The organism is Mammaliicoccus sp. O-M54, from assembly GCF_022386035.1.
Lineage (GTDB): Bacteria > Bacillota > Bacilli > Staphylococcales > Staphylococcaceae > Mammaliicoccus > Mammaliicoccus sciuri_A.
Map to the genome: position 1 here is coordinate 1 of NZ_JAJNJE010000005.1, position 13,376 is coordinate 13,376.

Genomic DNA, 13,376 nt, shown 5'->3' on the forward strand with positions numbered 1-13,376 from the left:
CTTGTTCTCCTACTGTTACAGGTACTTTTATGTGATCTTCTGTTCCATCTGGATATGTCACTGTCACATCTACTTCTGTTGTGCCTGGTGTATTGCCATCTGGTAATTGTGTTTCGTCATCCACCGTAATTGTTGGTTGATCTTTATCCGTTGGATAGTCTGGGATTGTCACTGAACCTGTTACATCGTCTGTTGTCGTTGGTGTGCCATGATCTTTCGTTACACCGTCTGTAGTTGGTTCGTATTGTCTGTTATCCATAACTTTTACGATAAATGAATCAGCTGCTACATCATTGTCTCCTACTACTAAATATGCCGTGTAAATATCTCCATCTACCGCACTATCTGGAACAATAAATGTACCTTGTTGTTCACCATCTTCTAACGTATTAATGTCGCCAGTTTTTTGAACTACATTTCCGTTCTTATCTCTCCACTCAACGCGCGTTGGTAGTGGTGAAATATTTGAACCTGTTAAGTCAATGTGAACTTCATCACCTGGAACTGCCGGTTTATCTGTATTATTATATTCCAACACATCTAAGTTAATATCATTAGATGGAACCAATGCAAAGTTAACGTTATACCACATTGGATTAGCAACTAAGTTTTGAGCCGGTGCTGTTTGTGGTGCCCATGACAAGTTACTGTTTGGTGCTCTAAATTGAGGGCTTGTATAAGATGAATATGCATTCACTACATTACCATCTGGATCCATCACATAACCATACATATAGCTTGTATTTAACGTACCATCTGGGAATCTCAAAGTATATCGACCGGTATCATCTGTTTCACCATAAACAGTTGCTGAAATATAGTCAGGATTTGCTTCTAATAATGCTTTAGCTGCTGCTGCTCTTTCTTTTTCTGGTAAACTATTAACTTGAGCTTTATATTGTTTGGCACCTTCTTCAGTTAATGAAGACATAACAACTGTATAACCAGCAGCTTCTGGATCTTTACTATTATTATTTGGTCCTGTAGCTGAGTTAGCATAGTCTCCAGCACCTGTTTCAAACCAAACTTGTCCTGAAACTGAATTTTTTGCTTTTGTATCTACTGCTGGACTACTAATCGGACCTTCTTCATCATGAATCCAATTAGATTTATCTGTAGTCATATAATCATTAGTAGGTTTAACTCCCATGTATATACCAGTACGTTGCATGTTAGTGCCAATTAGTGGGAATTGCCCTAAATTAGAATTACTTACTGAATTTGTATATCTTCCAGGATAAAATCCACCAGCTTGACGTATCATTGTTGCAGTATTACCGTTCTCTGTTTCAAAATCTTCAATCCATAGACGATATAATTGACCACCAGAAGAATTATATTTATGCTCTTTTCCATTTGCGTCAGTCCAAGCGTCTCTTAAGTCAAATGCATATGCACCTGGACCTACTTGAGAACCATCTGAAGAGCTTAATTTGTTAGATGTTGTAGCCATATATGTTGGTGATACAGCTCCATCTTTATCGATCCATTGTAAGTATACTTTCGTACCTTCAGGAACTGCTGTAAGTCCATTAGACATTGTTGCAGGCGTTCCTTTATCAACAATCCAGGCTCTTCCTGACAAAGTATTTACAGCGTTAGTTGCGTCAGTTTGTGATTTGATATATCCATTCTTAATCGCATCTGCTTCGATTACTTTTGATTTATCTGTTACTGCTAATGTATTGATTAATTCATTTGAAGCAATATTTAAAGATTCTTCATCTTTTGGTGATGCCACTCTTAATGCAGTTGCTAATGGTTTATTGTTTTTCTGCTTGTTTGCTAACGCTTTGATCAATTCATATTGTAATTCTTGTTCACTTAAATTTTTAGTATCTAAATTTAAATTACTGATTACTTCACGAGCTTGTTTATCAGAAACGTTGGCAGCTTTTTTATAATATGTAGCAGCTGTTTCTTCATCACGAACTTGTGAGATTGAATAATCATCGTTTTTATTTGCGGTATTAGATTCTAAAGTTGATTTAGCTGACTGAGCTTTTTCTGTTGCTACTTTGTTTGTAGTTTTTGGTGTTGCCTCAGCTTCTGGTGCTTTCTCTTCTGTGCTTGCTTCTTCTGTTTTGTCAGCTTCTGGTGCTTTCTCTTCTGTACTTGCTTCTTCTGTTTTGTCAGTTTCTGGCGCTTTTTCTTCTGTACCTGCTTCTTCTGTTGACTCAGTTTCCGATGCTTTTTCTTCTGTGCTCGCTTCTTCTGTTGACTCAGCTTCTGGTGCTTTCTCTTCTGTACTTGCTTCTTCTGTTGACTCAGCTTCTGGTGCTTTCTCTTCTGTACTTGCTTCTTCTGTTGACTCAGCTTCTGGTGCTTTCTCTTCTGTGCTTGCTTCTTCTGTTGACTCAGCTTCTGGTGCTTTCTCTTCTGTGCTCGCTTCTTCTGTTGACTCAGCTTCCGGTGCTTTCTCTTCCGTACTTACTTCTTCTGTTGACTCAGTTTCTGGCGCTGTTTCTTCTGTGCTCGCTTCTTCTGTTGTCTCAGTTTCTGGCGCTGTTTCTTCTGTGCTCGCTTCTTCTGTTGAGGCAGATTCTTGAACAGAATCATCTATGTTTGCTTTATCCTTATTCACACCATCATCTTGTACAGTTGAATGACTCGCTTGTTCATCCGCTTTAGCTTCACTACCTATACCGAAAAGTAAAGCTGAACCAACTAAGATTGAAGCCGTACCAATCGTGAATTTTCTAATAGAATAATGATTTAATCTATTAGGTAAAAAATCTAATTTTTTAACTCTTTTTCTTTTCTTTTGTTCCATTTATATACCTCCAGAATTTTTTGGATATTCGATAAGCATTTCGAACATCAAGCACTTATCATGTAAAATTATACTAGCGCACTTTAAATTGTACAACATTTATTTTAAAAAGTTATTATTTGTATTTATATTTTGTATATTACAACGTTTTAATTTTAAGAGTATCTAAAATATATTTTATTTTTAATATCAGTAATTATTTTTCCGACAAATTTCAAATACCAATTTACTGGCATAAAAAAGACCCTGTCATTATGTATGACAAGGTCTGATTGTATTATTTAAGTTCTTCACCGTTTGTATCGATGACATTTTTATACCAATAGAATGAGTTCTTCTTAGTACGTTTTAGCCCACATCTTAAATGTTTAATTTATTTATCTTCATTTCTACGGCGACCAAATAAGAATAATGAACCAATACCAGCGAATAAACTACCTATTAATGTTGTATTATTTAGAGTTTGCTCTCCTGTAACTGGTAAATCTTTTTCTTTATTTAACTTATTAGAATCATTTATAGCAGCAGCTTTAGCAACACCTGATCCACTACTAGTGCTTGAATCATTTGAACCCATACCCATATCTGAATCACTATCTGAATCTGAATTGCTGTCTGAGTTTGAGTCGATGTCTGAATTTGAACTCATATCAGAGTCTGAGTCGCTGTCAGAATTTGAATTCATATCAGAGTCTGAGTCGCTATCAGTGTTTGAATTGCTGTCTGAATTTGAATTCATGTCAGAGTCTGAGTTGCTATCTGAAGATGAGTTGCTATCTGAGTTTGAATCGCTGTCTGAATTTGAATTCATGTCAGAGTCTGAGTCACTATCTGAGTTTGAGTTGCTATCTATATCAGAATTGCTATCTGAATCAGAATTGCTATCTGAATTTGAATCATTATCAGAATTTGAATTCATATCAGAGTCTGAGTCGCTATCTGAGTTTGAATTGCTGTCTGAATTTGAACTCATATCAGAGTCTGAGTCGCTATCTGAGTTTGAATTGCTATCTGAATTTGAATTCATGTCAGAGTCTGAGTTGCTATCTGAGTTTGAATTGCTATCTGAATTTGAATCGCTGTCTGAGTCTGAATTGCTGTCAGAGTTTGAGTCACTGTCTGAATTTGAGTTCATATCAGAGTCTGAGTCGCTATCTGAAGATGAGTCGCTATCTGAAGATGAGTTGCTATCTGAGTTTGAGTCACTATCTGAGCTTGAATCGCTATCTGAATTTGAGCTACTATCTGAGTCTGAGTTGCTATCTGTATCAGAGTCGCTATCTGAGTTTGAATCGCTGTCTGAATTTGAGTCACTATCTAAATCAGAGTTGCTGTCTGAGTTTGAATCATTATCTGAGTTTGAATCGCTGTCTGAATTTGAGTTCATGTCAGAGTCTGAGTTGCTATCTGAAGATGAGTTGCTATCTGAGTTTGAATTGTTAACTGAGTCTGAGTTGCTATCTGAGTTTGAGTCACTATCTGAATTTGAATTCATGTCAGAGTCTGAGTTGCTGTCTAAGTCTGAACTGCTATCTGAATCTGAATTCATATCAGAGTTTGAGTCGCTATCTGTGTTTGAATTGCTGTCAGAGTTTGAGTTCATATCAGAGTTTGAGTCACTATCTGAATTTGAATCGCTATCTGAATTTGAAATCATGTCAGAGTCTGAGTTGCTGTCAGTGTTTGAGTTGCTATCTGAGTTTGAGTTCATGTCTGAGTTGCTATCTGGGTTTGATTCACTATCTGATTCTGAATTGCTGTCTGAGTTTGAATCGCTATCTGAATTTGAATTCATATCAGAGTTTGAGTCACTGTCTGAATTTGAGTTCATATCAGAGTCTGAGTCACTATCTGAATTTGAATCGCTGTCAGAGTCTGAGTCGCTATCTGAGTTTGAATTGCTGTCAGAGCTTGAATTGCTGTCTGAATTTGAATCGCTATCTGAATTTGAATTCATATCAGAGTCTGAGTCGCTATCAGTGTTTGAATTGCTATCTGAATTTGAATCCCTGTCTGTATCAGAATCACTCTCTGAGTCTGAGTTGCTGTCAGTGTTTGAATCGCTATCTGAATCTGAATTTGAATTCATGTCAGAGTCTGAATCACTATCTGAGTTTGAATTACTGTCAGAGTCTGAGTCTGAATTGCTATCTGAATCAGAGTTGTTATCTGAGTTTGAATCGCTGTCTGTATCAGAGTTGCTATCTGAATCGATAATATCTTCGTCAGGTAATATAACCTCTGATACTACTCCAATATCCGCGTGATCTTCATTTACAGGAGCATAATAAGTAACAGCAGGATTTGCACGTAAGTTAAATATTTTTACATAATCAAATATTCCTGTTGATATATCTGGACCAATCGTATCCCAACTTCCAGTATTACGCGTTACCGCAATACCAGGTTGAGTATACAAGCCGTGTTCATCAAAATCTCCTGGTCTTATTAATTCTGGATGTTCTATAAACTGGTATGAAGATCCTTCACCATAGTTCTTTGAATTACCAATTGTATTCGGCCTATAATCATCCATAGATTGAGCACCATTCTCATAGCTTAAGAGAACAGCTGGTTCAAATTTTCCTCTCCACGCTAGCCTTGCATCTAAAGGTAAATATTTTGTTTTTTCAAATTGTTCTTTTGAAATATCAAATTCAACTTTGATACCAACTGGGCCAAAAACAATCGTATTAACACTAAATTGACGAACTAAATCATTAAATGTTGAACCACCTGTATAATAATACGTATCTTCACCATCTTCTTTTTCTATTTTTTTCTCAACAACTGAAAGAGGGATATTACCACTTTCTTTAAATTCTAAGTATTCTTCATACGTTGGAATATTATTATATCTCTCTTGATTCTCATCATATTCATCGAAGCTCATTATTCCTAATTCTAAATCAACATTATGAGGTTTATAACTTTCTTTCTCCCTTGTACCAATCAAAGTGAATTTTACATTTTCAGCAAATTTTGGAATTGTAATATTAAATGTACTAGCAGTTTGAATATGATCACTTGATTGAACTGGATTTAAGGAAACTATATAGTCATATATAACTCTCCCGTTTTTCTGTACTCTAGCAACACCTGGAGTTACATTGACTCCCCCTCCTCCAATTACCTTTATATTATCTGATAATACATAATTATCTGTCGCACTATAATTACTAATATAACTAACTGGTTCTGCTGCCACTCTTAATACTGGTTCTGCTACATCCTTACCTTCTGCTTCAGTTGACTCTGCTGTTTCACTCGTTTCTGGTTCTGTAGCCTCTGCTCTTTCTGGCTCTGTTGCTTCACTTGCTCCTGATTCCGTAACTTCTGCTCTTTCTGGCTCTGCTGCTTCACTTGCTTCTGGTTCTGTAACTTCTACTCTTTCTGGCTCTGCTACTTCACTTGCTCCTGATTCTGTAACTTCTGCTCTTTCTGGCTCTGCTACTTCACTTGTTTCTGAATTTTTCGGTTCCGTTACAACCTTATTTGTTTCTTCTGATAGAGACTCATTAACTTCACTGCTTATATCATTTCCATTTTCTGCTGCATAAACAGAATTGCTCACACCGAAGAATAAAAGTGTAGTTAATAAAGCTGATCCAGTTCCAAAAGATAATTTTCTAATTCCAAAAACTTGTTTCCTTTTTACATATTGCTTATTATTCATAAGTAAAACCCTTTCTTATTTTATACAAATTAACCTTCTAACTTTCCCGTGTTATACAATAGTGATTTTATTCTACCTCCTTATTTTCAAATTGTTTTTTCGAATGAATTCATAAATAAACAAATATACTAACTTACTAAAGTTATTGAAAAGTGAATATGCAATATATGTTCTATAGATGCACTTCTACTAATATATTTAATGCTTTTATAGACGTTGAATGTATAACATAGTAATAAAATAATCGTCTAAAAATTACTTTTCTAAAAAAATGTATATTTTTATAGGCTAAAAATATCTTATATACATAAAAATATCCTATTAAATTGTAAAATGATTATCAACAAATTGTTTATATTAAGTTTTTATTTACTTATGTTTTTATTCCTGTAAATTCTATATCATTAAATATTCATTATAATTATGATATAATCATTTAAAAATATTTTATCCTTACTGTTTTTATCTGATTTAAAAGAGGAGGGATTCTGAATGATTCCAAAATTCTATTATTTAGATAATCCTATGAAATACCCAAGTCGTGCTTATGATGGTTTAATCTTAGTAATATCTTTGAAGGGAAATGTAGAAATCTATATTGAGGGAAATAGTTATAATCGCAAAAATTTATATATTATAAATGAATCAGAATTGTATTATATTAATACTAATGATGTTTTGTTGTTATATTTACCTAGCTCAATTTTTAAAGAATATAATATAAATATATTTAACCAAAAGTATTCTTTATTAGAACGCGAAGAATTGATGTACGATTTATCAATTCTATTCAAAAGCTATCTAAGTAGAAATTTCCATAAAACTGAAACTACTAGACTAATTAAAAAAATTATAAATTCCATTACAAAATATAGAAGAAATATTAATTCTAATGCTAACGACACTTTTTCAAATATCACTAATTACATTACTAATCATTTAACTGATAAAATTACGCTTAAAGATTTATCTCAACAATTTTATATGTCTACAACTAGTGTTTCTACATTATTTAAGAGCAACACTAATTTAAATTATTATGAATACACTAGATCACTCAGACTTTCAAAATCTATGAAAGATATTGGAAACGGAAAAGTAAAAATCGAAAGCATTGCAAGAAAATGGGGGTATGCAAATACAACTGTTTACATAAAACATTTTAAAGAAGAATTTGGTATTACACCTAAAAAGTACAGACATATGCCTATTGAAAATAAGAAATTAAATATAGAAGGTATTAAAGAGGATTTAGCTACATTATCTAAAGTAAACTTTGATTTCCAAAAACATTTAAGTAATGTTGATATATTAATTAATGACAAAAATATTACTCAACCTGCATTTTCATTTTTTAATTTGATAGATATTGGGGAATACAATAATTTAGACCTAATTATCAATGAAGCAATCTTTACTTATAAAAATTTTAACAATTATCGACTTCCTTCATACATATATATAAGTGAAAATATAGAAAATTTTATTAACAATGATTTCCACAATATAGTATCAAGACTTAGAAAATTATTAAAAACGAAATTTTCTGTCGCTTTAAAAATTAATAGTTTAAAGTACTTTTATTTCATTTTGAAAGTGATAAAAGAATTACAAATATTAGAAGATGAACATTTGAGTACCTTCTCATTTAGCGATAGAAAAATTCTATTATTATTAGATTTAAAATATTTTTCTATTGATGATATTAAACATATTAAAAGAGATTCATACGGTAAAAGTATTCAAATTTCAATTGATATTACGGAATACTACATTAAAAATTTGGAGGTAGATTCAAGGTTGCTTCAATTGTCTCCAGATTATTTTACAATTGATTTTTTATTTTATGATGGTAAAAGAACAAAAAAACAAAATGATACTTACAATATTCTGAATAAGTCTTTACCAAAATATATTTCTAAAATTAATGCGAATAAAAATGTAATTATATTAAATTATGATAATTTATATAATGAACTCTCCATATATAATATAGGGTATTTTTTAGAAAACTCAATTTCAATTGTTAAATATATTGCTGGGGCAAGCATTCCTTTTTCAAAAGAAAAAAGTAGTATGAATCTAATATCTATTTTTGATGAAACAGAAAACAAAACACCATTTTTCTTTCTTGGTTTGATGTTATATAATTTTTCAAAAGCTAATTGTTATTATGGAGACGGATATTTAATAACTAAAAACATGTACGGTTACAATATACTTTTATACAATAGCGATGACTCAGACACTAACAATATAAGAGAATTCACTAAAAAATACTTTATTGATTTTGGTCATATTAACTCATCAAATATGATTATTACTAGCGAATTATTAAATACTAAATTTGGCAGTATAGATGGTATAATAAGTTCCAACCTCACAGAAAGAAATTGCCTTCCAAATACTTTAAAATATAAAATTAGTCAGTACAATGCTCCACTATTTAAAGTACGCAAACACAACTTTAAATTGGGACCATTTATAGCAAATGTTCCACCAAAATCGGTAATGATGATTACTATATATCATTAATATTTCTATTAGAGGAATTTACATAACCCCCTTTATTTAATGAAAAGGAATAATTTTTTAATACATTAACAAAAACAAAATAACATCTCATTTTTAACGATTAAATCATTAAAATGAGATGTTATTTTCTTTAGGTTAGGAATCATTCCTAATCTTACAAATTGTTTAATTAGTTGTATTATTTAAGTTCTTCACCGTTTGTATCGATGACATTTTTATACCAATAGAATGAGTTCTTCTTAGTACGTTTTAATGTTCCTTTTCCTGCATTATCACGATCTACGTGAATTAAACCATATCGTTTTTTCATTTCACCTGTTGTAAATGATACGATATCAATTATGCCCCATGGTGTGTAACCCATTAGTTCAACACCGTCTTCATCAACCGCTTCTATAGACGCTTGAATATGTTCTCTCAAGTAATCGATTCTTTCTTGGTCATCTATTGTACCGTCTTCTTTAAATTCATCTGTTGTACCGAAGCCATTTTCAACGATAAATAATGGTAACTGATAGCGATTGTACAGCGCATTTAAAGTATATCGTAAACCAATTGGATCTATTGCCCAACCCCATTGGCTGACTTTAATGTATGGATTCTCTACTGAATTTGGTAATCCACCATTCACAACATTACCATCAACACTTTGTTCTGCATCATGTTTAACGACTGTAGACATATAATAACTGAAGCCGATATAATCTACCGTACCTTTTTTCAAGATTTCATCGTCGCCTTCTTGCCACTTAATGTCGTAACCTTTTTTCTCAAACATTTTTAATGCATAACCTGGGTAATACCCTCTTACTTGAACATCTGGGAAGAAATATCTTAAACGACTTGCAATTTCCGCTTCTAAAATATCTTTAGGATTACATGAATATGGATAAATAGGTACGTGAGAAATCATGTTCCCAATAACAAAGTTTGGATTAATTTCTTTACCTTTTGATACAGCAAGTGCACTTGCGATTAATTCATTATGCGCAACTTGATATAGTACTTCTTCAGCATCATCTTCTTCTGTTAAAGTGACACCTGAATTCGTCCATAAGAAAATAGGATTACTTGTATCCATTTGGTTATTAATCTCATTAAATGTCATCCAATATTTCACTTTATCTTTATAACGATTGAAGACAGTTTCAGCAAAACGCACGAAAAAGTCTACAACTTTACGATTTCTAAAACCACCATATTCTCTTGCTAAGTGTAATGGCATTTCAAAATGAGATAACGTTAATACCGGTTCAATGTTATATTTTAAAAGCTCATCAATAACATTATCATAGAACTTTAGACCTTCTTCATTAGGCTCAGTTTCATCACCATTTGGAAAAATACGTGTCCATGCGATAGATGTTCTTAAACATTTTAATCCCATCTCATTGAACAAACCAATATCTTCTTTATATCTATTATAAAAATCAATACCTTCATGGTTAGGATAGTATTTGTCCGCTTCAACCTTTTCAGTAATTTCACGTGCTTTACCATGCTCACCTGCAGTCATCACATCATGAACACTTAACCCTTTACCACCTTGATCATATCCACCTTCGAATTGATTAGCAGCTAAAGCGCCACCCCATAAAAAGTCTTTGTTTAATTTAGCCATTTGAAACGCTCCTTTATTTTTTAATAATATTTAAAATAATATCGTCTTTATCTATTGATGATTTTGTAGATGGTATTACTTCACTAAATTCTGCACTATTTGTCACTATAATTGGCGTTATTGTGTTATAACCTTGCTCTTCTAATGATGATTTATCAAATTCTATAAGTGGTGTTCCAGTTGAAATTGCATCGCCTTCTGACACTAATACTTCGAATCCTTTACCATTAAGTTCTACTGTTTCTAAACCAATATGAATCAATATTTCTACTCCATCTAAAGTATTTATCCCAATTGCGTGTTTAGATGGTGCAATCATACTAATCTTCCCATCAACAGGGCTACAAATCGTATTATGAGCTGGTTCTATTGCAATACCTTTTCCCATTAAACCTTCTGAGAATACAGGGTCTGGAAAATCTTCAAGTTGTACAAGATTTCCTTCAACTGGTGCATTAATATCTAGTTCTAGTTCTTCATTTTGAGCAACTACATTAGATTGATTAGCATCCGCATCTTCAACCTGTTCTGTCGTATCTTCACCATATCCAAAAATCTGAATTAATATGATAGGAAGAACAATCGCAATTGCAGTACCTATTAAAATCCCCCATATAGATGATGCATTATCAGCATTATAACCATTTACAATCGTTAATGGTCCCGGTAATCCAGCGTATGCATAATATTTCGGATTAAAGAAACTTGCTACAAACGCTCCTATTGCACCACTAATACATGCAATAATAAATGGTTTCTTAAATCTCAAGTTAACACCATAAATTGCCGGTTCTGTAATACCAAAAATACCTGTTATACCAGCTGATGATGATACTCTCTTTATTTCTTGAGTCTTTGCTTTAATGAGTACCCCTACAACTGCTCCAACTTGCGCTATAACAGCAATTGTTTGGTAAGCTTGGAATGAATCACTTCCGTATTGTTCAAAGTTAGCAAGTACCACTGGTGTAATACCCCAATGTACACCAAATATTACAAATACTTGCCATACACCACCTATAATTGCTCCGGCAAGCCAAGGCGCAACTTCTACCAATGAATTATAACCATTTGCAATACCGTGTGCCGCTAGAGTTGAAATAGGACCAATTACTAACAATGTCACAGGTACCATAATAATGATTGAAAGAAATGGTACAAACAATGGTCTAACTACTTCATGTATCGTCTTATTAAGGAATTTTTCTAAGTAAGATAAAATCCAAACAAGAAGTAATGGTGGTAGTACAGATGATGTGTATGCTGTTTCAGTTAGTGGCATACCAAACAATCTCACTGTTTCCCCATCACCGATTCTTTCAAGAATTGCTGAGAAATCAGGACTGACTAAAGCAGCCGAACATGCAATAGCTATGTACATGTTTACGTTAAAATGTTTTGATGCTGTTATTGCAATAAAAATAGGTAAAAATGTAAATGGTGCCCATGATATAAAGTTAAATACCTCATAAGTTCCCGTTTTAGCAAATGAAGGCACAATCAAATTTATTAAGATAAGTAAACCTTGTAATATACCTGCAGCAGCCAAAATATAAATAAATGGCGCAAATACTGCTGACATTGTGGCAATAATTCTATTTAGAACACTACCTTTTTCTTCCGGTGCTTCATTATTTTGCTGGTTATTTGTGTTACCTAATAACTTTTCAAATGATTTATATACATCACTTACATTATTCCCAATAACAATTTGAAATTGACCATTATTTTCAACAACAGTCACAACACCTTCTATTTTCTTAACTTTTTCTTTAGCAGTTGGATCTGATCTTTTTAGTACGAGTCTTAGTCGTGTCGCACAATGAGTACTTTTAAGAACGTTATCTTCCCCGCCAATAACATCAAGAATTTCTTTAGCAATTCTTTCGTTCTTGTTTGACATAATTACACCTCAATTAATCTATATTCTATTTTGTATACACTTACATTATAATTATACCGATACAATTTGTAAAGATAGGTATATATTTAGTTGGTGTTATTAATTTAACTAGTGCTATAATATGAGTAATATCTATCATAAAGTGGGGATTAATATGCTTAAGTACGAGCTTATTGCTGAACGTATTGAGTCGCTTATCAATAATGGGCATTATGAAGCTGGGGATAAATTACCGAGTGTTGAAGTTTTAAGAAGTGAATTTAACGTGAGCAAGAGTACGATTATCAATGCTCTCAAAAATCTAGAAAAAACAGGTTTAATCTATCAAGCTAGAGGCAGTGGCATCTATGTAAGAAATCCGAAAAGAGATGGATTTGTTAACTTATTTACTGCTGATGGATTTTCAGATGAATTTAAAGGGCACGAGGTAACGAGTAAAATCTTAAAAGTTGCGGAGATTCAACCTGAAGATGAAGTAAAACAACAATTAAAGTTAAAAGATAATGATACTGTATATCTTGTCGATCGTGTTAGATATCTTGATGGAGAAGTATTCTGTATTGAAACTTCTTATTTTAGTAAAAATGTTGTCTTATACATAAATGAAGAAATTGCCAATGGTTCTATCTTTCATTACATTGAAAATAATTTAAAAGTCAAAGTAGGATTCACTGATATATATTTCAATATTGGTAAATTAAATAAAGAAGATGCGACACACTTGGAATTAAATGAAGGTGATCCATCGTTAGAATATGAACAAATATTCTACACAAGTACAGGTATTCCTTTCGACTACTCTAAAATCATATTCCATTATGAAAATTCTAGATTCTATATACCTTCAATTAAATAATAGAACGGGACA

General features: G+C 32.5%; 6 protein-coding genes. 2 read left to right on the forward strand and 4 right to left on the reverse strand.

Annotated elements, in window-relative coordinates:
- Positions 1-2,773, reverse strand: a 2,773-nt coding sequence (locus LQ673_RS09445; RefSeq protein ID WP_239745046.1) for a YSIRK-type signal peptide-containing protein, incomplete at its 3' end; no start/stop codon positions are given.
- 373 nt (positions 2,774-3,146) lie between these two features.
- A complete protein-coding gene (locus tag LQ673_RS09450) occupies positions 3,147-6,449 on the reverse strand; it encodes an LPXTG cell wall anchor domain-containing protein (RefSeq protein ID WP_191836664.1) in 3,303 nt (1,100 codons plus the stop codon).
- A gap of 492 nt (positions 6,450-6,941) precedes the next feature.
- Here LQ673_RS09450 and LQ673_RS09455 point away from each other — a divergent pair, with 492 nt between their 5' ends.
- A complete protein-coding gene (locus LQ673_RS09455) occupies positions 6,942-8,984 on the forward strand; it encodes a helix-turn-helix transcriptional regulator (protein ID WP_191836665.1) in 2,043 nt (680 codons plus the stop codon).
- Between the two features lie 178 nt (positions 8,985-9,162).
- On the opposite strand, the gene LQ673_RS09460 is transcribed toward LQ673_RS09455, so the two are convergent.
- Both LQ673_RS09460 and LQ673_RS09465 read right to left on the reverse strand, forming a co-directional pair.
- Complete coding sequence (locus LQ673_RS09460) at positions 9,163-10,605, reverse strand: 6-phospho-beta-glucosidase (protein ID WP_191836666.1); 1,443 nt, start codon at positions 10,603-10,605, stop codon at positions 9,163-9,165.
- Between the two features lie 13 nt (positions 10,606-10,618).
- A complete protein-coding gene (locus tag LQ673_RS09465) occupies positions 10,619-12,508 on the reverse strand; it encodes a beta-glucoside-specific PTS transporter subunit IIABC (protein ID WP_191836667.1) in 1,890 nt (629 codons plus the stop codon).
- Positions 12,509-12,662: 154 nt separating this feature from the next.
- On the opposite strand from LQ673_RS09465, the gene LQ673_RS09470 reads away from it, so the two are divergent.
- Positions 12,663-13,364, forward strand: a complete 702-nt coding sequence (locus LQ673_RS09470) for a GntR family transcriptional regulator (RefSeq protein WP_191836668.1) — start codon at positions 12,663-12,665, stop codon at positions 13,362-13,364.
- Positions 13,365-13,376: the final 12 nt, after the last annotated feature.

Bases quoted from the DNA above. Each gene is read 5' to 3' on its own strand.
- LQ673_RS09470 (WP_191836668.1), top strand. From the start codon at position 12,663: ATGCTTAAGTACGAGCTTATTGCTGAACGTATTGAGTCGCTTATCAAT.
- LQ673_RS09450 (WP_191836664.1), bottom strand. From the start codon at position 6,449: ATGAATAATAAGCAATATGTAAAAAGGAAACAAGTTTTTGGAATTAGA.
- LQ673_RS09455 (WP_191836665.1), top strand. From the start codon at position 6,942: ATGATTCCAAAATTCTATTATTTAGATAATCCTATGAAATACCCAAGT.
- LQ673_RS09465 (WP_191836667.1), bottom strand. From the start codon at position 12,508: ATGTCAAACAAGAACGAAAGAATTGCTAAAGAAATTCTTGATGTTATT.
- LQ673_RS09460 (WP_191836666.1), bottom strand. From the start codon at position 10,605: ATGGCTAAATTAAACAAAGACTTTTTATGGGGTGGCGCTTTAGCTGCT.